This window comes from Candidimonas sp. SYP-B2681 (assembly GCF_003971065.1).
GTDB lineage: Bacteria > Pseudomonadota > Gammaproteobacteria > Burkholderiales > Burkholderiaceae_B > Pollutimonas.
Window position 1 is genome coordinate 219,875 of the sequence record NZ_RYDV01000007.1, and the last position, 22,623, is coordinate 242,497.

16 protein-coding genes and 2 tRNA genes are annotated in these 22,623 nt (G+C 54.5%); 9 read left to right on the plus strand and 9 right to left on the minus strand.

Translation table 11 applies throughout. From position 1 onward, the window contains the following. Positions 1–360 precede the first annotated feature (360 nt). Positions 361–783, plus strand: a complete 423-nt coding sequence (locus EKL30_RS15580; RefSeq protein WP_233583166.1) for a cupin domain-containing protein — start codon at positions 361–363, stop codon at positions 781–783. Between the two features lie 242 nt (positions 784–1,025). Then, on the plus strand, positions 1,026–1,367 hold the full coding sequence (locus EKL30_RS15585; protein ID WP_370246276.1) for an N-acetyltransferase family protein: 342 nt from the start codon (positions 1,026–1,028) through the stop codon (positions 1,365–1,367). A 222-nt stretch (positions 1,368–1,589) separates the two neighbouring features. On the opposite strand, the gene EKL30_RS15590 is transcribed toward EKL30_RS15585, so the two are convergent. The 4 genes from EKL30_RS15590 to EKL30_RS15605 form a co-directional block, all read right to left on the minus strand. Further along, a tRNA-Ile gene (locus EKL30_RS15590) sits at positions 1,590–1,662 on the minus strand. An 813-nt stretch (positions 1,663–2,475) separates the two neighbouring features. Then, positions 2,476–2,661 (minus strand): hypothetical protein, encoded by a 186-nt coding sequence (locus EKL30_RS15595; RefSeq protein WP_126708168.1) that lies wholly within the window; start codon positions 2,659–2,661, stop codon positions 2,476–2,478. Continuing rightward, a complete protein-coding gene (locus EKL30_RS15600; protein ID WP_126708169.1) occupies positions 2,658–2,930 on the minus strand; it encodes a hypothetical protein in 273 nt (90 codons plus the stop codon). Before EKL30_RS15600 ends, EKL30_RS15595 begins: the two co-directional genes overlap by 4 nt. Before the next feature lie 192 nt (positions 2,931–3,122). Then, positions 3,123–3,201: transfer RNA gene (locus EKL30_RS15605), tRNA-Ile, on the minus strand. Positions 3,202–3,380: 179 nt separating this feature from the next. Here EKL30_RS15605 and EKL30_RS15610 point away from each other — a divergent pair. The 5 genes from EKL30_RS15610 to EKL30_RS15630 all read left to right on the plus strand — a co-directional run bounded on the left by EKL30_RS15610 (position 3,381) and on the right by EKL30_RS15630 (position 14,277). Next, entirely contained in the window at positions 3,381–9,332 is a 5,952-nt protein-coding gene (locus EKL30_RS15610; RefSeq protein WP_126708170.1) for an alpha-2-macroglobulin, read from the plus strand. Positions 9,333–9,334: 2 nt separating this feature from the next. After that, positions 9,335–11,524 carry a penicillin-binding protein 1C gene (gene pbpC, locus EKL30_RS15615; RefSeq protein ID WP_233583168.1) on the plus strand — a complete coding sequence of 730 codons (2,190 nt, stop codon included), beginning with the start codon at positions 9,335–9,337 and terminating at the stop codon, positions 11,522–11,524. A 102-nt stretch (positions 11,525–11,626) separates the two neighbouring features. After that, entirely contained in the window at positions 11,627–12,235 is a 609-nt protein-coding gene (locus EKL30_RS15620) for a hypothetical protein (protein WP_233583170.1), read from the plus strand. Positions 12,236–12,364: 129 nt separating this feature from the next. Then, a complete protein-coding gene (locus EKL30_RS15625) occupies positions 12,365–12,871 on the plus strand; it encodes a hypothetical protein (RefSeq protein ID WP_126708171.1) in 507 nt (168 codons plus the stop codon). A 113-nt stretch (positions 12,872–12,984) separates the two neighbouring features. Then, positions 12,985–14,277 (plus strand): aspartate carbamoyltransferase, encoded by a 1,293-nt coding sequence (locus tag EKL30_RS15630; protein WP_126708172.1) that lies wholly within the window; start codon positions 12,985–12,987, stop codon positions 14,275–14,277. Between the two features lie 82 nt (positions 14,278–14,359). Here EKL30_RS15630 and EKL30_RS15635 read toward each other — a convergent pair whose 3' ends face one another. The 4 genes from EKL30_RS15635 to EKL30_RS15650 form a co-directional block, all read right to left on the minus strand. After that, positions 14,360–15,256, minus strand: coding sequence for a recombination-associated protein RdgC (locus tag EKL30_RS15635; RefSeq protein ID WP_126708173.1), 897 nt, complete (start codon positions 15,254–15,256; stop codon positions 14,360–14,362). Positions 15,257–15,712: 456 nt separating this feature from the next. After that, the gene (locus EKL30_RS15640; RefSeq protein ID WP_199748588.1) at positions 15,713–17,338 is read right to left on the minus strand and encodes an MFS transporter; all 1,626 of its coding nucleotides are present in this window, start codon (positions 17,336–17,338) and stop codon (positions 15,713–15,715) included. Positions 17,339–17,612: 274 nt separating this feature from the next. Then, the gene (locus tag EKL30_RS15645; protein ID WP_233583172.1) at positions 17,613–19,109 is read right to left on the minus strand and encodes a sensor histidine kinase; all 1,497 of its coding nucleotides are present in this window, start codon (positions 19,107–19,109) and stop codon (positions 17,613–17,615) included. A 23-nt stretch (positions 19,110–19,132) separates the two neighbouring features. Beyond that, complete coding sequence (locus tag EKL30_RS15650; RefSeq protein WP_126708174.1) at positions 19,133–19,822, minus strand: response regulator transcription factor; 690 nt, start codon at positions 19,820–19,822, stop codon at positions 19,133–19,135. Between the two features lie 194 nt (positions 19,823–20,016). On the opposite strand from EKL30_RS15650, the gene recA reads away from it, so the two are divergent. Both recA and recX read left to right on the plus strand, forming a co-directional pair. Then, positions 20,017–21,093, plus strand: a complete 1,077-nt coding sequence (gene recA, locus EKL30_RS15655) for a recombinase RecA (protein WP_126708175.1) — start codon at positions 20,017–20,019, stop codon at positions 21,091–21,093. Between the two features lie 18 nt (positions 21,094–21,111). Beyond that, positions 21,112–21,627 carry a recombination regulator RecX gene (recX, locus tag EKL30_RS15660; protein ID WP_126708176.1) on the plus strand — a complete coding sequence of 172 codons (516 nt, stop codon included), beginning with the start codon at positions 21,112–21,114 and terminating at the stop codon, positions 21,625–21,627. A gap of 56 nt (positions 21,628–21,683) precedes the next feature. On the opposite strand, the gene EKL30_RS15665 is transcribed toward recX, so the two are convergent. After that, complete coding sequence (locus tag EKL30_RS15665) at positions 21,684–22,604, minus strand: LysR family transcriptional regulator (RefSeq protein WP_126708177.1); 921 nt, start codon at positions 22,602–22,604, stop codon at positions 21,684–21,686. Positions 22,605–22,623: the final 19 nt, after the last annotated feature.

A 22,623-nucleotide genomic window follows, 5' to 3' on the forward strand; every position in this document is an offset into this window, starting at 1 on the left:
AAGCTTCAGGTCGTGGCGACGAGTGCAGCCGGAATCGTAGCAGCTGCATATATGAAGGCGCGTATGAGCCAATGGAACGTGACTACGCTGAACAGGAAGCCAAACGCCTAAATCAGGCCGCATTGGAAAGGTTTCGCCGTAGCTCTCGTCGGTAATTGCGCTCCACGTCTAATCTCATGTTGCGGCGTGCGAAGTCGCCAGCGCTTACTTGGGCGGCCACTCCGTTGTGATGGATGTGGTGGACTGGTTTACGCGGCTCTGATAACAAGTGGCTACAGAAACCCGTCAAATAAATTTAGCGGTTGTCTTGCGTATGGTGGCGGTAAACTCCGAACATGATTAACGCTAAAGGAGCCCGATGTGGCGCATGCAGATAATGTCGAAGTCGCCACTCAGCCAGGCCGCATGATAAAAACCGCACCTGATACCATCACTGCCATTGATTTAGGCTGTGCCGAACATTACGTTTGGGGCGGAGTCTGCGATGGCTGGCATCTGCTGCAGCATCCCGCACTTAGCGTTATCCAAGAGCGTGTCCCACCTCGGGGCAGCGAGATCAGGCACTATCACTCGCTTGCCCATCAGTTCTTCTATATCCTTTCCGGTTCGGCAATGTTGGAATTCGACGGCAGGAACGTGTCGTTGAATGCCGGCCAGGGTTTGCATGTTCCACCTGCGGTACACCACCGTTTCGTCAATCCGTCGGACTCTGAAGTTGTTTTCTTGGTTATCTCCTCTCCGTCTACAGCGGGCGACCGTACGAATATTCCACTAACGGGATAGCGTGACAGGAACAGTTGCGAGCCCCTGCATCGCCACTGAACTTTAGAGCTTGATAACCTGGCTTAAACAAGTATCGATGGATATTATGCATCACGTCTCATCAATCAAGTTAGGGGCCTGCTGTGTTGAATACGCTTTCGATTCGCTCTGCTCGCGAAACAGACTACGAACAATGGTTGATATTATGGAGCCAATATAACGAATTCTACGGTAGGGCGAAGGAAACAGCGCTTCCTGTGGAGGTGTCCAATACGACTTGGAGCAGGTTCTTTGAAGGGAGTGACCTCTTTTGCTTAATTGCGGAGGTCGACGGCCAAATCTGCGGTATCGCCCATTGCATTTACCATTACTCGACGACGAGCATAAAAAAATCTTGCTACCTAAATGACTTATTTACGATCGGGAACCTGCGAGGCCAAGGCATAGGAAAAGCGCTGATAGCGGCTGTTTATGCAAGGGCACTTAAAGAGGGGGCGGCTCGCGTTTATTGGCATACCAATCATTCAAATGTAAATGCGCGAGCTCTTTACGATCAGGTCGCCGATTATGAGGGCTTCATTGTGTATAAACACATATTGCCATAGGCAGCTTTCTGATTACGAGCCTGAAAAGAGGTTTATGGGATCGCTAGCATCGGCCAACTGATACCGACTGCTCCCCATAGCCGGCGTCACCTGCGGAGCAGCAAAGGGGGGGCGAACTCCTGCGCTACTGAAAGGTATCTGATGGAGGCGTAGAGAGTTGAACTCTACTGGACTTCTTCTTTACAGAAGAAGAACGCAGCCCGCTGCCCCCGATAAAATCGGTACTCGGTGCCGGAATCGAACCCGCGACCGCCGCCTTATTAAGGCGTTACTCTACCAACTGAGCTAACCGAGTATGGGGAAACTATAAAGAAGGTCTGCGAAGGGTACAACTGGGCTGCATACCGCAGACAAATCGGACGGTTGACACTGGTATTGAACTGCCGTATTCGTCCGCACATAATCGCCCCCTCTAATCACCTGACCGCAATGCTTTTGATGATTCGTTCGCGGGCTTTGTCTCGGTACATCGGCACGATTGCCGGTACGCCGTTATATCTGCTTTGGTGAATAGTATGCGAGTGCCGATCCGGTGGCAGGGCGTGGGGCCCGAGGGGCAGCTAATTCATAGACCGTTCGCTGCGGCACCCCAAAAGCTCTAGGCGGGCTATTTTTTTGAGGGATCCAGCGTTTGGTCGACCTGGGGCAGCCTGCATTCCAAGAAACTTACCTTCGGCGTACCACAAGAAGTCGTGCCCTTACCCAACCTTGTCGGCGAGACGTAACTGTAAGGTGACAAGATTAGCGCGCCGCCGCAGGGGCCGGATCGGTCCGGTTAAGGCGCTGGTTTCAGAGGATCGAACTCCGTGTCGACACCGTCCTTACGTGTTCGCCGGCGCCAGATGGTCTTGCAAAAACAGCAGCTATAGTGTCTCTCTAGAAGCCCCGTGTAGCTTGTTGGTGCAAGCGCGTCGGTCAGGCCCATGAAAGCATGTGGCTTTTTGGGCAGCGCAGCCGCCTGAAACACCTTGCACGTTAGACACAGTGATACAGAAGATGAGAGTTCCATCGCTCAACGGTACCCCTTACCGTGCCGTACGGCCATCCGACGTTCGGGCCAGAGCCATCAAGGTGCCGCTCTTCACATCTACCATTGTGCTTAGTGAACCTAATGGGTATAGGCTCGCATCAACGCTTTGTAACGACGCATGGGCGCCGCTCTAGGCCTTTCCACCACTACCTGGTCCTCGCTAAACCTAAGGCCATTGCCGGCTTGGTAGCGGCTGGCCATTACCAGTTGTTCGGTAATAACACCGCTGTAATAGTCTGCCGAAAAAGTCGGCAGGGCGGTCATTGCTCTAAAAACTCCCAGTTCCTACACATGCCCAGCGAGACTTTGCCCAGTGCTTGCAGCTCGCGCACAACCGACATTGCCTCGAGGGTCCCCAGCCATTGCTTAACGAAAAGCGATGCATGCGGGCCTTCCAGTTGCTCGGCAATGCCGGGTGCAATTTCGCTGATATAGCGAATTGCCACGACCTGGCCATTCAGCGTAGCGGCAAGCGCCCAGCCGTCGCCACGGTAGGAGCCAGCCAATGATTCAGGGATAGGGTAGGTATTCATAGAGCGCGATTGATGTAGAGTGCTCCATGGCTCGAGCACTGTATTGATACACAGTAGTTGTACCATAAGTCTAGAACACAAAAAAGCCCACCGGTCAGGCGGGCTGAATTAAAACTACTTCAATTATGGCAAGGTTTCCCCCGCCACAAAAACAAAACGGGCTCCCGTTTTACCGGAAACCCGCATGAATACTGGTGCCCCCCCGCAGAGTCGAACTGCGCACCAACGGATTATGAGTCCGCTGCTCTAACCAGGCATGAGCTAGAGGGGCTTGATGATTTCGTTTTGGTTTTGCACCAGGTTTTTACTCAATCGATCAGCCCGCAATTATTACATAAACGGCAAATGCTTGCCTGAGCTCATGATGACGTGCTCCGCTATTTTATTTCATAGGCTGACTTGCCTTCTTAACGGTGGTATCGTTGCGCGAAATCGGGTCGGAGAAGACGAGTGTATCGGATCAAAGCGGCGGTTCTGGCGTGGGCCTTATCTCTGTCTCCGGCCTGGGGGGCGCAGATCGTCAAATTTTCGCCGCAAGGTACGGTGTCGGTGGTGGAAAGCGCCACGCTGACTTTCGATACGGATGTCGTTGCATTCGGCGATGATCAGGCCGCCGCCCCGGTCGATGTGGATTGCAACGATCCTGATGTAAAAGGCGACGGGCGTTGGCTCGACACCCGCCGCTGGTCTTACGTGTTCCAGTCCCCGCTGGCGGCGGGCGTTAGCTGCACAGCGCGGGTCAGGTCGGCGTTCCGTACGCTGGCAAATGAAGTGCTAGGCGGCAAGACCAGTTTTGCGTTTCAGACCGGCGGTCCGGTAGTGGTGGATTCGCGGCCTTATGGCTCGACCATAGACGAAGACCAGGTGTTCTTGCTGCGCTTTAACGGTCAAGTGGACGTTGATACGTTGCTGGCTCATGCACGTTGCCGGGTCGAAGGTTTGGGCGAAGCGGTGCCGGTGCGTCTCATTACTGGCGAGGCGCGTACAGCTATCTTGAATACGTCCTACTATTCCAGGGCGCAAGCGATGGACACCGCAGCAACACAGATGCTGCAATGCCAGCGACGCTTGCCTGCAGAAGCTCGTGTCCAGCTGGTCTTAGGGCCTGGTATCGCGACCCGTTCGGAAAATCGTCCTGCTGTAGCAAGCACGAAGGCGAAAGTGCTTGATTACACGGTGCGGCCGGGGTTCAAGGCGACGTTCAGCTGCCAGCGTGAGAATTCCAGCAAGCCTTGCACGCCGGTTTCTTCTTTCAGCCTTGAATTCTCAGCACCGATTTCGCGAGATCAGGCAGAAAGAATACGTTTGAAGACACCATCGTCGGAGCTTGCTCCATGGATGGGCCGCAATGATACTGACCGGGGCGATTTGTCGCGCATTCAGTTTAAGGGGCCTTTCCCCGAGCTTTCCAGTCTTGTGCTGATGTTGCCTGAGAACTTGACTGACGACGCGGGTCGAGCGCTGGTCAATGCGGACCAATTCCCGTTGAAAATTCAAACGGCAGAGTTCCCGCCGTTGGTCAAGTTTGCGGCCGCGCCTTTTGGTGTGGTTGAACGTTACGCGGATTCGTCCGCACGGGGCAAGGGCGCTCAAACGCCTGCAACCTTACCTTTAACGCTGCGCAATGTGGAATCCGCCCTGAGTACGGAAGAGATCGCGCTTTCCGCCGGCAGAATGAGCGACTACGCAGCACAGGGCGATGCGGAGGTATTGCGCTGGTATGCGCGGGTGCGCCGTCTGAACGAAAGTCGCTGGACGGCAAATCAACTTAACGACATTATGGCTGACAGGCAGCCACGTTCGGAGGACGAACCTGCCATCGATGCCCGCGCGTTCTCCGCCCTGAAAGCGTTTGCCAATACGCGCGAGCTGGTCTTGCCGGGCATCAGTACCGATGCGGTTAGGCCGTTTGAAGTCATCGGGGTACCGATCGATGAGCCGGGATTTCATGTGCTCGAGGTAGAGTCTACGCGGCTTGGGGGTTCATTGCTATCAGGTGGCGGGCCGATGTATGTGCGAACCACCGCCCTGGTAACCAACCTGGGGGTGCATATCAAGACCGGTCGCGACGATATATTGGCTTGGGTCACGACGTTGGACAATGGCCTGGTGGTGCCGAATGCCGCGATTGTGGTCTTGAGCTGTTCCGGCGAAATTGTTGCCAAGGGTACGACAGACGAGAATGGAATCTGGCACCATCGGCATCGATTGAACGTGCCAAATTATTGCGAGGACACCGGTTTGACTGGTACCTATGTATCAGCCCGAATCGAGGCTGCTCACCCCATGGCCCGCGGTAAAGCGGATTTTTCCTTTGCGTTTTCAGACTGGAATCGGGGTATTGAATCTTGGCGCTTCAATGTTCCAACTAATACCAGCGCTAAACCTACCGTCGCCGCACACACTCTGTTCGATAGGACTCTGTTGCGGGCGGGCGACACCGTGTCCATGAAGCACTTTGTGCGTGTTCAGACCCGCAACGGCCTGGCATTGCCTGCTGCAGATAACTATCCCACCAAGCTGATCATTGAACATCAAGAGATGGGTCAGCAATACCAGATCCCTCTTAACTGGACTAACACGCAGTCCGGCGGCGTGTCTGCCACTACTAGCTTTGTCGTTCCGAAAACCGCGAAGCTAGGCATGTATTCGGTCCGTATGACGGATTCGGCTGATAACTGGTACGGGTCAGCTCAATTCAGGGTCGAAGAATTCAAGCTTCCGTTGTTAACGGGTCAGCTCAAGATAAGTGATAGCGCCGGCTCTGGAGTGTTGGTTGCACCACAGAAGTTGAATGCTGATATCCAGGTCTCGTATGTTTCCGGCGGGGCGGCAGCGCAGTTGCCGGTTCAGCTATCGGCAGTCTTGCGCGAGCGGTGGTTGAGTTTTCCTGAGTATGAGGATTATTCGTTTAGCCCGCCTGACGAGCGAGAGGGAACGTCGGATCAGCCCGATACCGATTCGGTATCGGGATCTGACCAAACCATTAAGCAATCACTTTTCCTTGATAAACAGGCGCTGGTCTTGGATCGACAGGGCGGGGGGCGTATCGCCATTACGTCTTTACCAGCCATTACCCGACCGCAGACCATGGTGTTCGAGACAAGTTTTTCAGACCCGAATGGCGAAATACAGACGTTGGCTCAATCATTACCCGTGTGGCCGGCGGCCATTCAGGCGGGTGTACGCGCAGATAGCTCGGTGCAGGCCGCCAAGCCCGCTCATGTCAGCGCTCTTGCGCTGTCGCCTCAAGGTGTTCCGCAGGCCGATATTGCGATGGCCGTTACGGCGGTGGCCCGCACAACGTATTCCACCCGTAAACGGATGGTGGGCGGTTTCTACAGTTACGATAACCATACGGAAATCCGCGAGCTAGGCACGGTTTGCGAAGGCAAAACCAATATGAAGGGCGAGCTGGACTGCACAATCGAACTGGATGCATCGGGTGCTGTTCAATTGGTTGCAAGGGCTAAAGATGCACAGGGGCGCGAGTCTCGGGCTGAGTCGACGGTATGGGTCATGGGGGAAGACGACTTGTGGTTCGGCGGTGGAAACGATGATCGCATCGATGTCATACCGGTAAAAAAAACCTGGAAATCAGGGGAAGTGGCTCAATTTCAGGTTCGTATGCCTTTTCGGCACGCGACAGCGCTAGTCGCTGTTGAACGCGAGGGAGTTTTGCAAACCAGGGTCGTCCGGCTGCTGGGTAAAGACCCAATCATCAGCCTGCCCATTGAGGCCGACTGGGGGCCCAATGTTTATGTTTCGGTGCTCGCCTTGCGTGGGCGTTTGCACAAGGTTCCATGGTATTCATTTTTTACTGAGGGCTGGCAGGAACCGCAGTCCTGGTATAGCGCTTTTGTCGAAGCGTCAAAAAATCTTGCACCTCCCACCGCTCTCATCGACCTGGCTAAACCCAGCTTCCGTTTCGGACTGACTGAAATACGGGTGTCCGATGAGAGCGATCAATTGCACGTCAAGATAAGCACGAATAAGCAAAATTACCGACTGCGAGAGAAAGCGGTAGTCACTTTGCATGTGACGACGCCTGACGGGAAACCGGCAGCCTATGGCACCGTCGCCTTTGCAGCCGTAGATCAGGCCTTGCTGGAGCTTGCCCCGAATGAAAGCTGGGATGTACTCTCTGCGATGCGTCAGTTTCGTAGCTACGGCGTAGATACAGCAACGGCGCAAATGGAGATAGTCGGGCGCCGGCACTACGGGCGGAAAGCTCAGCCTGCCGGCGGGGGCGGAGGCATGAGCCCCACCCGCGAATTACTCGATACGCTGTTGTTATGGAAACCGGACATCCAACTGGATGCGGAAGGCAAAGCGCAGCTTTCTTTACCGCTAAATGACTCTATTACCCGTTTCAAGCTGGTGGCAGTCGCTGATTTTGGTTCGGCGCGCTTTGGTACCGGCAGCCAGAGTATTGCCAGCACGCAAGATCTTCAAATCATTTCCGGCCTGCCGACTGTGATTCGCGAGGGCGACCATTATCTGGCGATGGCGAGCGTGCGCAACTCTACAGAACGGGACATGCAACTGGAAGTGACAGCGTCCTACGTGGGCAGTGGCGTGCCCGATCACCAACTTGCCGCGCAAAAAATCCACCTTGCGTCCGGTGCTGCCCACACCGTCAGTTGGAAGGTTCAGGCGCCTGAAAGTACGGGGTGGGAAAAAAGCTCCACATTGACATGGACCTTCCAGGTGCAAGAGCAGGACGACAGCAGCGCGAATGCCGCATCTGACAAGCTGCTATTTAATCAGACGCTTATCGCGGCCGTTCCGGTTACCGCGCGCCAGGCGACGCTTTTGCCCCTGGAGTCCGACGCGCCTGTTGTCAGCTTACCGGTTTCCGTTCCGACGAATGCGGCCGTGGACGCCAGTGGAAAGCCTCGCGGCGGCCTTCGGGTCCATGTCCAGTCGAGCCTGGCCGGCGGGCTAACCGGTGTACAGGAATGGTTCAAGTCTTACCCATACACCTGTCTGGAGCAATCAAGCTCCATCGCAATAGGTTTGCGCGATGTCACGCAGTGGCAAGGCATCATGCATAAGCTGCCTGATTATCTGGATGCTGATGGCCTGGTTAGTTATTTCCCCGGCTCTCTGCGGGGAAACGAAGTATTGACCGCCTATTTATTGACCGCCAGCCATGAGGCTCAAGCCCTGGGGCTCGATTTTGTTATTCCAGAGGCAATTCGGCTGTCGATGACGCGGGGACTGCTTGCCTTTGTTGAGGGCAACATAACAAGACCTCGCTGGTCGCCAGAAAGAGACCTGGATGCCCGCAAACTGATAGTGCTTGAGGCATTGTCGCGATACCGTCTGGTTCAACCGCGCATGGTCGATAGCATTGCGATCGATCCTGACGCTTGGCCTACCTCGGCGGTTATTGATTGGATGGCGATACTCCAGCGCATGCCGGCCATTCCCAACCAGAAACTGCAATTACACCAGGCGGAGCAGATTCTTCGGGCCCGATTGCTGGTCCGCGGTACAACGGCAACGTTTGGAGACTCAGCGCAAAACAACTGGTGGTGGCTCATGATCAGCCCGGAAACTAACCTTGCCAAACTGATAATGACGACGGTGGGGCAACCGCGATGGCAGGAAGATTTGCCGCGCCTGGCACAAGGTTTATTAAGCCTTCAAAGCAAGGGAGCCTGGCACACTACGACGGCCAATTTGCTCGGCACTTTGGCTATCGAAAAATTTGCGCAGTCTTTCGAGGGCACACGTGTGTCGGGTCGTGTGCAGGTCGGTAGCCTTGCCGGTGGATCTCCGCACATATTCGACTGGCCTAGGCCTGCGCCGAACGCTTTGGCATCCGAGCACGACGTTATTCAGGCGTGGCCGCAGGAGTCTTCCAGCACGCTTACGCTGCAACAGCAGGGGCAGGGAACGGTGTGGGCCATGGTGAGCTCGCTGGCGGCAGTGCCTGTCGTCAAACCAGTGATGGCAGGCTACAGCATTTCCCGTAGCATGCACCCGATCTCGCAAGCGCTACCTGGCGTGTGGTCGCGGGGCGATGTTTATCGTGTGAAGCTTGATATTGCTGCCAAAACCGCCACGACGTGGGCAGTGCTGACTGACGCCATTCCGGCCGGCGCAACGATTCTTGGCAGCGGCCTGGGGCGCGATTCGAGCATTGCGACACAGACTGAAGCTGTAAAGGGTTGGTACGCACCGAGCTTTGTCGAGCGCAGCTTCGAAGGCTATCGGGCTTATTACGAGTATCTGCCAGCAGGGTCATCCACAATTGAATATACGGTAAGACTAAACACTGCGGGCCAGTTTCAATTACCGCCAACCCGCATGGAAGCGATGTACCAGCCCGATGTTTATGGGGAATTGCCTCATGCTGGGCGTTTCACTGTCGAACTCGAAAAAGTCGACTGACCATGCCTCTCGTCATTGAAGCCAGAATGGTTTTCCCGAACTGGACTTGCCGTCTGGCGATACTGCTGGCGTGCTGGGCCAGCGGCGCTGCTGCGCAGCCTTCTGCTGAACAGGTCAAAGAGCAGTATCGTGCCTCGGATATTCGGGTGCTGGATCGAAACGGGCAAGTGCTGGACCGTATTCGCAGCGATTTTCAGGCACGGCGTGGCGATTGGGTAGAACTTGGCGATGTATCCGTTTCCTTGCAAAGGGCCGTTATATATTCCGAAGATCAACGCTTTTACCGGCATGCAGGGGTGGACTGGAAGGCAATTATTGCCGCCGGATGGGGTAATGTCATTCACGGGCAGCATCGTGGCGCGTCCACATTAAGCATGCAATTGGTGGGGCTGTTCACGAAAGAACTACGACGTGGCCGGTCTGGCCGTAGCCTGGCCCAGAAGTTCGATCAAGCTCGCCAAGCGCTGGCATTGGAGGAGCGCTGGAGCAAATCCCAGGTACTGGAAGCCTACCTGAACCTTGTTCCATTCCGAGGCGAACTAATTGGTATCGGTGCTCTGTCGCATGTGTTGTTCCAGAAACATCCGAGCGGCTTGAACGCGCGCGAGTCGGCTTTAGCTGCCGTGCTCTTGCGCGGCCCCAACGCTTCACAAACGGCGCTACAGCAAAGAGCCTGTGCGCTGCTGGTCGACATGGGGTCGCCCCAAGAATGCGACGACTTGCGCAACTTCATTCGGTACACCTTGGCTCGCAGAAGTTTGCCATGGACCGACGCTGCCAGCCTCGCGCCTCATTTCTCACGGCTGGCACTCGCGCAGCAAAATGGTGGCTTATCCGCTGGGCAGGCACTGCCCACTACGCTGGATGCTGACCTACAACGTTTCGCTCTGGGCAGTGTAGAGCGCCACCTGCAAGCGTTGGGAATGGCGAACGTGCGCGATGCTGCCATTGTGGTTTTAGAGAATCGAACCGGCGAGGTGCTGGCGTATATAGGGTCGTCGGGCGGGTTTTCTGACGCGCATCAAGTCGATCACGCTAGGGCGTTGCGTCAGGCGGGGTCCACGTTGAAACCGTTTCTGTACGCGCAGGCGATCGAGCAGCAGCGATTGACGGCGGTATCGTTGCTGAACGACGCGCCGTTGGATCTTCCTACGGGAAATGGACTTTATATTCCCCAAAACTACGATAAACGATTCTCGGGCTGGGTAAGTGTGCGCACGGCGCTGGCCTCGTCCCTCAATATTCCTGCTGTTCGGACTCTACTGATGGTGACCCCGGACGCTTTCGCAAGGCGTCTTGTGAATTTGGGATTACCCTTGGAGCAGACGGGCGACTTCTATGGGTACAGTCTCGCGCTCGGCGGCGCCGACGTAACGCTGTTGGCGTTGACTAATGCGTATCGCAGCTTCGCGGCTGCGGGCGTCCATTCGTCGGTGAAACTTGTACCAATATCGGGCCTACCGCAAGAGTCGAAACCAATCATGTCACCCGCGGCGACATGGATCGTCGGCGACATCTTGTCAGATCGTCAGGCGCGTGCCCGTACGTTCGGTCTGGACAGTCCGTTGTCAACGCCTTTCTGGACAGCGGTCAAGACCGGAACAAGCAAGGATATGCGCGATAACTGGTGCCTGGGGTGGTCGGCGCGGTATACGGTCGGGGTGTGGGTGGGTAACAGCGCTGGAGCCAGTATGCACGACGTATCCGGGGTGTCGGGGGCGGGGCCCATCTGGCATGACATTATGACGTATCTGCATCGCGAAGCGGCCAGCCACCAGTCAAAGCCACCGTCAGATGTCCGCCGTACCAGGGTGGATTTCGAAGGGAACCTAGAGCCATCAAGGTGGGATTACTTCCTTGGGGATACGATGCTGACGCTCGTTGAACGCTCCTTTGATCCCACGAAAAGCGAGAGTGGCGCCGGGCGCATTGTATCTCCCGCTGACCAAACGATATTCGCGCTTGATCCAGATATTCCCTATCACCATCAGCGAATTCGGTTTGCTGCGGGCAATGTTTCGGCAATAAGCGGTGATCTTCTGGCGTGGCGAGTGGATCAACGTCTCGTCGGGCGCGGGAACGCCATGCTCTGGAGACCCATGCCAGGCCGGCACCGAATCGAATTGCTGGACAACGACGGGAACGTTCTGGATCGCATATCGATTCAAGTCCGTGGAGCCATATCGCCATAAACGCTAGCCATACCTATTACTACAACTCGACATACCTTGACTTATGTTCTTATGGCGACCTGTTAAACTTTTTCATTATTGAAAATCGTTGGGGGGAAATAGATGAAAACTATACGCACGCTGGGTCGCATTCTTGTACCTGCCAGTTTGATATTTCTTGCTGCCTGCCAAACTGCGCCGGTTGACAAGACTGCGGCGCAAGCGCCTGCCACTACAGCCCCACAACCTGAAACTGAGCTCAAGGCTCAAGGTCAGGGCGCTTCGGTTGCTGTGTTTTTGGCCGATACCACCCTCCAGGCGGGTTGGACTCCAGTAAACCTTCAAACGGGCGTTCTTTATGTTAATCCACAGCCTGTGATCACGCGCGCGGATTTAAGCGGTATTCAGGCAGGTTCGAATAAGAACGGCGAAGGATTGCTTGCCCTGGAACTAAATGAAGCGGGCAAGAAAAAAGTGGCCGATATCACGAACAAAAATCCGAATAAACGGCTGGCGTTAGTTGTTGGCCGTACCATGATGGCGGCACCGGGCTATACGACTCCAGTTACCACCGGGCATCTGGTATTTGCCGTCGGAACGGAAGAAAACGCAACGGCGGCGGCGCGTGCCATTGCAGGTGAGCCTGATAGCGGCGCCTCTTCTATTCCTACAGCACCTGTCAGCGGTGGTACCGGTGGGTCGGGGGCTGCGGGTACAGGCTTGAAACCGTAATAACGCAAACTTACTACGGCGTCATGCCGAACTGACCAAAAAAACGGCACCGTGCAAGGTGCCGTTTTCTTCTGGGGTCCGCAGGCGCGTATTATATGGTTTGTCGCAGTGTCTTGGCGGTGAAAACAAATGAATACTAATCAAGTCGGCCAATCTTGCGGGGTACAGGCTATTGCCGCGACACTGGCTTTAGGCTTCAAGTTTCTTGCCTGGATTAACGGTATAGGCGTCGTCGCCATACTTGCATTCGGTGTCGGCATCGTCCCTATCGATCTGGCGCCTCCGTGGCTACGCGTCCCCTTGGCGGCGTTCTTAGGTGGCTTGGTGCTTGCAGCGCTAGGGCTTCTCTGGTCGTATTCTGTACAAGCCAGCCTGTTCAATCAGTCGCTGGCAGGCCGCAGGCGTCGTACGCATTGGATTCCTATGTTCTTCACAATCCTTGCGTACAGCTTTAGTTTGCTCGCCTTCGTTTGTGGATGCTGGTTTACGTTGAACCTCGCCAGTATGGTGTACCTGAGTTCGGAAGATGTTCCGTCCTCGAATTATCATGGTGGGGTGCCTTTCGACCAATTCAAAGATGGTGACGATTTCATCTCTAACCCGCCGACACGCAGGGTTATGTTCGCAGGCTCGTAGGTTCTTCTTGAAACTTCGTTGTATTTTGTCGGCATAGTTCAATAAATACTCGTCAAGGACAGCTCGACGAAATAATATATACGCTTTGCGTACATATATATTCAGGTTCAATTATGGCTGTCTCACAACAAGTGTTTCTTCGCGATGCCATGCGTCGCCTAAATCTGACGCGTGATGTCTTCGCCCTTCGCATTGGGGTTAAGCGGCGTGCGCTCGACACCTGGTTGTTGCCCGAAGGGTCACAGGAATTCCGCAGCATGCCGGAAGTCGTGAGCCGTTTCGTCACCGAAATCGTAGAGAACGAAGGGCTCTTACAGAAGTATGCGCAAAGCGCACAGTCTGGGCCGCTAAGAGACCGCATTGCCTATGAAGGCAAGCATCAGCTGTTGTCGGTAGACCAATTTTCCCGAGAGTCGGTCGAAGAGCTGTTTCGCATTGCAGACCAAATGCAGCCCATAGCGCGACGTCACAAGGTGTCGCGCGTGCTAGAGGGTGCTGTGCTCGGTAACTTATTCTTCGAAGCCAGCACTCGAACCCGAGTCAGCTTTGGTGCCGCGTTTTGCAGGTTGGGTGGCTCCGTTTGCGATACCACAGGATTCACGTTTTCGTCGATGGCCAAGGGCGAATCTATCTATGACACCAGCCGTGTCATGAGCGGCTATGTCGATGCGATGGTGATCCGTCATCCGGAAAAAGGCTCAGTCGCTGAGTTTGCCCGGGCTTCGAACATCCCTGTGGTCAACGGCGGCGACGGCCCTGGTGAACATCCAAGCCAGGCATTATTGGACCTGTACACGATACTGACCGAATTTTCGCGTTTAGGTAAGCTTTTGGACGGAGCGCATATAGCGCTGGTAGGCGACCTGAAATATGGCCGGACGGTCCATTCGTTGATCAAGCTGCTGGCCTTGTACCGAGGCCTGAAATTTACTTTGATATCGCCACGAGGTCTGGAAATGCCGGACTACATCCTCGAGCAGACGGGCAAGCATGGTCACACCATACAGCAAAGCAATTCACTTGATGAAGGGCTGGTCGGTGCCGATGTTATTTACGCAACACGGGTGCAAAAAGAACGCTTTGCCGCGGAAGAACTAGAAGGCTACACGCCCGATTTCCAGGTAAACAAGGCAATAATCGACAAATGCTGTGGACCAGACGTGATCGTAATGCATCCCTTGCCGCGCGATAGCCGTGAAGGGGCGAATGATCTAAGCGTTGATCTGAATCACGATTCGCGTTTGGCGATATTTCGGCAAACTGACAACGGCATACCAGTGCGTATGGCAATTTTTGCCGTCCTGCTGGGCGTCGAGAGCCTCGTGCAACATTCGCTGCGCGACGTTACCTGGAGTCCTCCGTCGCATATCGGTCCCGACGACAGCGTCTTTCACGGCATGGACTGAATGATGTCAGGGGGCTCTTCATTGAGCCCCCGGCGCATTCACCGCGAAGCATTACGTAGAACAGGCACCTCGAACGAAAGGTCTATTTTCGTTCGCCGCCCAGCGCTTCGACCAGCTCAGCAATCAGTTTGGCCAACTCGCCCGTCATCAGGGTGAAGTCGGAATCGAATTGCTCATCATCATTGTGAGCCGAACTATCTTGGCCTTCTTTCAAGACATCCAATGGATTGACACGTTTTATGTCCAGGCCCTCGGTCATGGTGAACGATACCCGATCGGCCCAGGTCAGGGCCAGACGTGTGCATTGCTTCCCGGCTTGTACGTGCTTGCGCACATCGTCTATTTCAATGCTTTGACGAACGTAGCGCACCGCTGCACCATTCTCGCTGGTGGAACGCAGCTCGGTATCCTGGTCGATGCTGAAGTTCGTTGGGGGCTCGTCGCTGACCAGCCAGTTCGTCATGGCAGAGGCTGGGGATTCTTCCACATAAAGCGGGGCAATGGGAAATGAGTCTATGGCCTTGGCCAGCATCCCTAGCACTTCATCGCTTTTCGCCGCAGCGGCCGCATCGATCACCAGCCAATGGTTTTTGGTGTCGATCCATACGCGCGTGTCCCGATAGATGCTGAAGGCTTTCGGCAAGAGTTCGACCGAGACTTGTTCCTTGATCTCTTTCATTTGCTTGCGACCAGGCTTGAAACCCTGCTGCTCTTCGATTTCCTGGGCCTTGGCTTTTGCTACCTGATTGATAACCGTGGTGGGCAATAATTTCTTTTCGGCGCGCAAGCTCAACAAAAATTGGCCGTCCAGAGCATGAATAAGACCGCTGTTTTCGCGGGGCGGCACCCAGCCTAAACTTTGCATTTCCTGACTGCCGCCGGGCTGAAATGCCTGCTTCTCAATCGCTGCTTCGAGGGAGTCTACGGTACACGACCATGAGGGGGACAGTCGGAATATCCTGAGATTCTTGAACCACATGTTTGACGTCTTCTTGAGTTGCGGCCGAGGCGAATCCACGTTGAGTCGCGAGCGTCGGCCAGTAAAGAGTAAAGAGCGACGATTGTAAGCCCATTTCGGAAGCGCTTCATTTCAAGGCCATGATTCGGGGCACGCGAGGGAACGTTACAAAAAAATGGCCCAGAATGCCGTAGCACTGGGCCATTAGAGAGCACACCTGCTGTTACGCTAATAAAGATTGCGGGGCGCGCAACAAAGGCGATAAAAAGGATTCCCCGCGTCGCCGAACCGTGGGATCAGTCGCTGACAACACAAGTAGAAATCCGTTCTATGCCTCAGATTGTAGGCAGGCAGCCTGACACGCTGCTGAATCGAGATATCTCCGACTGATAAAAAGACCGCCCCTATTGCCGAGGGCGGTTAGCTGATTGCATAAAGCTTCAGGCCATTTTACCTAGTAGCCCGATTGCTCTCGCCTTAAGCGTTGATATTGTTGTCTTTGGTTTCCTTCACGAAGAGCATCCCGATCACGAGGGTTATTGAGGCGATAATTATCGGGTACCACAAGCCGTCGTAGATATTCCCCGTGGCAGCGACCACCGCAAATACCACCGGTGGAAGGAATCCCCCAAACCAGCCGTTTCCGATATGGTAGGGCATGCTCATCGAGGTATAGCGGATGCGCGTCGGGAACATTTCAACCAGCATGGCGGCAATCGGCCCATAAACCATCGTGACCAATATCACCAGGAAGGTCAGCAACAATACGACCATAACGTAGTTGATCTGAGCCGGATCTGCCTTCGCGGGGTAGCCGTGGCTGCGAATCGCGTCGGTGAGCGACTTCTTCAGTTCCGCCGATTTAGCAGTGAAATCAGCCTTACTAAGCTGTTGTCCTTCAAAGGAAGTGAACTCCTCGTTGCCTATCTTGGCCTTTGCAACCGTGCCGGCAGGCGCTGCCTGATTGTTGTAATTGACTGAGTTGCTGGCCATAAAGGCTTTCAACACGTCGCAGGAGCTGGTAAATGCCGAGGTCCCCACCGGGTTGAACTGGAACGAGCAAGTGCTTGGGTCCGCGATAATGGTTACCGGGGCGGTCGCCTGGGCTGCTTCGAGCGCAGGATTAGCAAAGTGAGTAATTCCCTTAAATACGGGGAAATAGGTCAAAGCGGCAATCAAGCAGCCGGCCATGATGATGGGTTTTCGCCCAATGCGATCCGAGAGGGCACCAAAAATAACAAAGAATGGCGTTCCAATCAGCAGAGCCAGGGCGATCATGATGTTCGCCGAATTGGCCTCGATGGCCAACGTTTTCGTCAGGAAGAACAACGAATAGAATTGGCCGGTGTACCAAACTACCGCCTGACCGGCCGTAAGGCCAAACAAGGCAAGCAAAACCAATTTTAGATTGCCCCATTCGCCAAACGATTCTTTGATAGGTGCTTTGGATCCGGTGCCTTCAGCCTTCATTTTCTTGAAGGCGGGTGATTCGTTAAGTTTCATTCGGATCCATACCGAGATACCGAGCAGTACCACCGAGATCAAGAAAGGAATGCGCCAGCCCCAGTCCAAGAACGCCTCTTCGCCCATAGCGGTACGGATCCCTAGAATAAGCAACAAGGACAGGAACAATCCCAACGTGGCAGTGGTCTGGATCCAGCTTGTATAGAAGCCGCGGCGATTCTGCGGAGCATGTTCCGCAACGTACGTCGCCGCACCTCCGTATTCACCACCCAAGGCCAAGCCTTGCAGCAAGCGCAGCGCAATCAAAATGACTGGAGCGGCCATGCCGATAGATGAGTACGAGGGAAGCACGCCCACCAGGAACGTCGACAGGCCCATAATAATAATGGTGATCAGGAACGTGTATTTTCGCCCGACCAGATCGCCTAGCCTGCCGAAAACCAATGCACCAAAAGGCCGTACAGCGAAGCCAGCGGCAAAGGCTAGCAAGGCAAAAATGAAGCCCGCTGTTGGGTTCACGCCAGAAAAAAAGTGAGCCGCGATAATCGTGGCCAGAGAACCATACAGATAGAAGTCGTACCACTCAAATACGGTACCCAACGATGAGGCGAAAATTACTTTGCGCTCTTCGGCGGTCATTGGCCGGTGAGTTGCATCCGGAGCCCCCATTACGGGACCTCCCGGTTGAGCGACAGTTGTCGTTGTGTTCATGATGTCTCCTATCTCGGAATGGCCTGTAACAGGTCCGGTTTTTTGCCCCAGCCTACTTACTCGCAAAGCAGATAATGCATAAATTAGGGGATCAGCCTGACTTGAAACTGACTATTGCTCCGCCAACGCTTTTTTTTCGTAAAAAAGTTTTTTTCTTGTTTTAAAGAAGCGACGCAGCCATCCTCCTCCTGACCATATGGTCCTACGCTTGCGCCATCGCCTCTTTAAGCCGCGTGAAGGTTACGCGTAGGCAAGTGCCGCCCGGTACTCCGTTGCGCTGACTGGGTGGCATGAAGTGAATGCCGGCATGATGTTGTTCAGCAATTTCCTTCACGATTGAAAGGCCTAGGCCGCTGCCATCTACAGCGGTACCGAGAACGCGGTAGAAGCGATCAAAAACGCGCTCTTGATCGGCAGGGGCGATTCCCGGCCCAGAATCCTCAATTTCCAGGTAAGCAGACAGAGCGTCGCCGCCGACACGTACCGTTACCCAGCCAGGAGATGGCGTATAAAGCAGGGCGTTGTCGATCAGGTTGTTAAGCAGTTCTACCAGCATGAACTGGTTGCCAAATATCCTCATAGGAGTCGGCGCCCGTTCAAAGCCAAGGTCCAGGTTTTTTTTTAACGCCGTATCAACCCAACTCATGGCTGTGTTTTCCGTCAACTCATTAAGCTCGATAACGTCGGAAAGCGGCTGTATCGCCTCGTTAGGGCTTTCCGCGCGCGCAAGCGCCAGCAACTGGTTGACCAGTCGGGTTGCGCGTTCTGATCCCTTTACTAGCTGCTCAAGACTCATGTTCATTTTTTCAGGGTTGCGCTCACGTAAAGCCAGTTCGGCCTGCGTGCGCATACCCGCCAGAGGGGTCTTAAGTTGGTGCGCCGCATTGGCCACAAAGCGTCTTTGAGCTCGGTTGGCCGCCGCCAACCGGACCAACAGACTGTTCATGGCTGCTACCAAAGGTACAATTTCGACTGGCGTGATGTCGTCGCCGATAGGCGACATATCGTTAAGGCGCCTGGCTCGTATGCGCTCCTGCAATAGGGCCAGTGGTTCCAGGCCATGGGTAAGACCAAGGCCTGCCAAAAGTGCAGCCAGCGGCAATACGATCAGCTGTGGGGTAAGCATGCCGGTCAGGATCTCTTGCTGCAGAGTGGCACGCATTTCGTTGGACTGAGCCACGACAGTCAGGAAGCTCATGCCGTTCAGGTCGCGAGCGCCCCAAATGTAGGCAACGCGCACGCTCTGGCCGTCTATTGTTTCATTCCGGAAGCGAATGATTTCGTCTTCGTAGGTCCAATCGGTCGGTAAGGGAATGCTGGCATTGCCTCCGATTGAATTACCATTTGCGTCCTGAATTTCCCACCGTATCAGGTTTGACGAGTCACCTTGCAAAATGGTGATGGCCGATGTTGAGAGTTGTATGCCTTGGGTTAATTTTTGCTGCTGAACTTCGTACCTCAGCATCCGGAGATGGTTAGCCAAGGTGCGATCGTAAGGGGCATTGGCAATGTTTTGCGCAATAAAATAGGTAATGACCAAGCCCACCGTCCACGTCAGAAATAGCGGGCCGAACATCCAGATCATTATTTTGTTCAGCAGGCTTCCATTGTTTTTTCGCGGACGAAAAAATCGAAGAAAAGGCAGGTGTTGCGTACTGTCGCTCACGGGCTGCTGGCGCGAAGCGGGCTTATCGGACATACAGCTTTTTCGTGCGGCGTTCGTTAGGCGGCGAGTGAATCGTTTCGATTTTCAGCTTCCAGGCAGTAACCCAAGCCGCGCACGGTGACAATTTTGGCGCCACTGGGTTCGATTTTCTTGCGCAGACGATGTATGTAGACCTCGATAGCGTTTTGGGTGACCTCTTCACCCCATTCGCACAAGAGATCGACAAACTGATTTTTACTTATCATGCGCCCACTGCGGGACAGGAAAATTTCCAGCAGGCTGGTTTCACGAGCCGATAGCTCGAGAGGTTGATCGTCGATGCGGGCTACGCGGCCATTTAGGTCAAAGCTAAGCCGCTTGTATCGGAGTGTTGTTGTACTGTTGCCTGCGCTGCGACGGGTCAGAGCCCTTACGCGGGCCTCGAGTTCGCTTAATGCGAACGGTTTCGCCATGTAGTCGTCGGCGCCAAGGTCAAGGCCTTTCACACGCTGTTCGATGGTATCGGACGCGGTTAAAATAAGCACAGGTATCGGTGTGTTGCGCTGACGCAGCTGACGCAAAACGGCGAGCCCGGGCAGTAGCGGCAAATCAAGATCCAGAATCAGTAGATCGAAGCTTTGTAGCTGCAATGCTGAATCGGCACTCGAGCCGTCCGCCACCACATCGACGGCATAACCGTCGTAGCGTAAGGAACGAGAAAGTCCATCCGCAAGAATACTGTCGTCTTCGGCGATTAGAATTCGCATGTCAGTTAGCTGCAGCTTGGTCTGGAACGATATTCTTATTCTTGCACGCGCCATTGCGTCTGAACAGTCAGGGATTACGATTGGTGCTGCTGGATATCTGTGTATTTATACAGTACAATTTGATGTAATAATCTCTTCGTCAATTGCCGCTTTACCGCGCTTTTTTTATTTCGCTTTTAGTCAAGGATCCCTACATGGACGACAAAAACAGCAAAGCCGCCACCGAGCGCGCCAAAGCACTGGCCGCCGCCTTATCTCAAATCGAGAAGCAGTTCGGCAAAGGGTCGGTAATGCGCTATGGCGACGACAAGGTCGAACACGATATCCTGGTGTGTTCCACCGGATCCTTGGGGCTTGATATTGCGTTGGGGGTAGGCGGTCTTCCTCGTGGGCGCGTCGTCGAAATCTATGGTCCTGAATCCTCTGGTAAAACGACATTGACCTTGCAAGTCATTGCCGAGATGCAGAAAATCGGCGGTACCTGCGCCTTTATCGATGCAGAACATGCTCTTGATGTGCAATATGCTTCCAAACTTGGTGTCAATCTTAATGACCTGCTGATCTCTCAGCCTGATACAGGCGAACAGGCATTGGAAATTACTGATGCGTTGGTACGTTCCGGTTCGGTCGACCTTATTGTCATCGACTCGGTTGCGGCATTGGTACCCAAGGCCGAAATTGAAGGCGACATGGGGGATTCTCTGCCAGGCCTGCAGGCTCGCCTCATGAGCCAGGCATTGCGCAAGCTTACGGCGAACATCAAGCGCGCCAATTGCATGGTCATCTTTATTAACCAGATCCGCATGAAAATCGGCGTGATGTTCGGTAACCCCGAAACGACCACCGGCGGAAATGCGCTGAAATTCTATGCATCCGTCCGGCTCGATATTCGTCGTATCGGCGCTATCAAGAAAGGCGACGAAGTCGTCGGTAATGAAACTCGCGTCAAGGTCGTCAAAAATAAGGTTGCGCCACCTTTCAAGCAAGCCGAATTCGACATCATGTACGGTGCGGGTATTTCGCGCGAAGGCGAAATCATCGATCTTGGCGTGCAGGCCGGTATCGTCGATAAGGCGGGGGCGTGGTTTAGCTACAGCGGCACGCGTATTGGGCAAGGTAAAGACAATGTGCGCGAATACCTGAAAGAGCATCCGGAAATGGCCTTTGAAATCGAAAATCGGGTGCGTGAACAGTTGGGCGTAATTGCGCAAGCCGCGTCTACTGTCAGTAAGCAAGTAACTCCCCTGGCAGCCGAAGAAGATCCCGTCTAATAAACGGCCCGAATCGCCATGCGCGCAAAAGTCGACGATTTCGAAACGTTGTCCGGTCAGGAGGCCGATGCCGACGTGGCCCCCCCTAAAAGGGGGCCTTCTCTGAAGGCAAGGGCTATTGCTATCCTTTCTCGGCGTGAGAACTCGCGACTGGAACTTCAACGCAAACTTGCCGCCTATGCCAGTTGCGACGACGAGCTCGAAAATTTATTGGACGATCTCGAACGCGAGAACTGGCTTTCAAATGAACGATTTGCACAAAGCCTGGTAAACCGGCGCGCTGCGCGCCAGGGGACCAGTCGCATCGTCCAGGAACTACGACAACATGGCTTGGGCGACGACAGCATCGCTGGTATAAGCCAGCAATTGCGCAGTACAGAAGTTGATCGAGCCCGTGTCGTGTGGGAAAAGAAGTTTGGCAGCGCCCCTGCAGACGCCAAAGAATACGCGAAGCAATTTCGTTTCCTGGCCTCGCGCGGTTTTTCAGCCGAATGCCTGCGCCGAATACTGGGCGACCATCCGCAGGACTCCTGAAAACTCTCACCATTTACCGCATCCGGACCCGCCTTTTTCTAAGGTAAACCGATAGACTATTGCCGTACCGCTTTTATGCCTTCAAGCGTTTTAAAGCAGGTCGCCTTTGCCTGGGTCAAAAAGGCTTGCAGATAATCGGCGTGCGCATCCTCGATCCGTAAGGCTGCATACAACGTGCGCCATATTCCTTTAGAACCTAGCTGACGTATTTGTAGGTCGCCATGGTTTAGGTATTCGGTCAGAGCCCAGTTTGGCAGCGCTGCTACGCCACGTTGGCTTGCTACCAGTTGCACAATGATTGGCGTAAGTTCGGCCTTGCGTACTGCGGCCGGTTCTACATCAGCCGGATCCAGAAAGACGGTAAATACATCCATGCGCTGGCGATCTACCGGGTAAGTGATCAGAACCTGGTCGGCGAGTTGTTCGGGTTCGATATGCTTGTATTGCGACAGAGGGTTCGACGACGCCATGGCAAGGACAAGCTCGTAGCGAAACAAGGGAACATACGTTACCGACTCAATAGCTTGCGGGTCAGAAGTGATCACAAGATCAAGGTCGCCGCGAACCAATGCCGGTAAGGGCGCGAAGGAAAATGCGGCAGAAAGGTCAAGCGCGACGTCCGGCCAGTCCTGTCGGAATGCGTCGAGCGCCGGCATGAGCCATTGAAAACATGAGTGGCAATCAATTGCCAGGTGTAGGCGGCCGGTTCGGCCAGCGGCAAGCCGCTGGAGCTCGCGTTCGGTGGCCTTGACGCGGGGCAACACCTCGTCGGCCAGGGCCAGTATGCGCAACGCAGCGGTCGTTAGTCTCGCTGGACGGGTTCGTCGATTAAGCAAGGGCGTTTTAAGTCGAACTTCAAGATCGCGCAATTGATGAGATAAGGCTGATTGCGTTACGTGCAGGCGATCCGCCGCCTCTTGTAGGCTCCCTGCCTCGCGGATTGCAGTCAATGTTTCCATATGACGGATTTCAAGCATTGCAACGACCTGAGTTTAG

Excerpts from the sequence above, each read along its gene's own strand:
- EKL30_RS15595 (WP_126708168.1), bottom strand. The coding sequence starts at position 2,661 with ATGACCGCCCTGCCGACTTTTTCGGCAGACTATTACAGCGGTGTTATT.
- EKL30_RS15600 (WP_126708169.1), bottom strand. The coding sequence starts at position 2,930 with ATGAATACCTACCCTATCCCTGAATCATTGGCTGGCTCCTACCGTGGC.
- pbpC (WP_233583168.1), top strand. The coding sequence starts at position 9,335 with ATGCCTCTCGTCATTGAAGCCAGAATGGTTTTCCCGAACTGGACTTGC.
- EKL30_RS15620 (WP_233583170.1), top strand. The coding sequence starts at position 11,627 with ATGAAAACTATACGCACGCTGGGTCGCATTCTTGTACCTGCCAGTTTG.
- EKL30_RS15625 (WP_126708171.1), top strand. The coding sequence starts at position 12,365 with ATGAATACTAATCAAGTCGGCCAATCTTGCGGGGTACAGGCTATTGCC.
- EKL30_RS15630 (WP_126708172.1), top strand. The coding sequence starts at position 12,985 with ATGGCTGTCTCACAACAAGTGTTTCTTCGCGATGCCATGCGTCGCCTA.
- EKL30_RS15635 (WP_126708173.1), bottom strand. The coding sequence starts at position 15,256 with ATGTGGTTCAAGAATCTCAGGATATTCCGACTGTCCCCCTCATGGTCG.
- EKL30_RS15640 (WP_199748588.1), bottom strand. The coding sequence starts at position 17,338 with ATGACCGCCGAAGAGCGCAAAGTAATTTTCGCCTCATCGTTGGGTACC.
- EKL30_RS15645 (WP_233583172.1), bottom strand. The coding sequence starts at position 19,109 with ATGTCCGATAAGCCCGCTTCGCGCCAGCAGCCCGTGAGCGACAGTACG.
- EKL30_RS15650 (WP_126708174.1), bottom strand. The coding sequence starts at position 19,822 with ATGCGAATTCTAATCGCCGAAGACGACAGTATTCTTGCGGATGGACTT.
- recA (WP_126708175.1), top strand. The coding sequence starts at position 20,017 with ATGGACGACAAAAACAGCAAAGCCGCCACCGAGCGCGCCAAAGCACTG.
- recX (WP_126708176.1), top strand. The coding sequence starts at position 21,112 with ATGCGCGCAAAAGTCGACGATTTCGAAACGTTGTCCGGTCAGGAGGCC.
- EKL30_RS15665 (WP_126708177.1), bottom strand. The coding sequence starts at position 22,604 with ATGCTTGAAATCCGTCATATGGAAACATTGACTGCAATCCGCGAGGCA.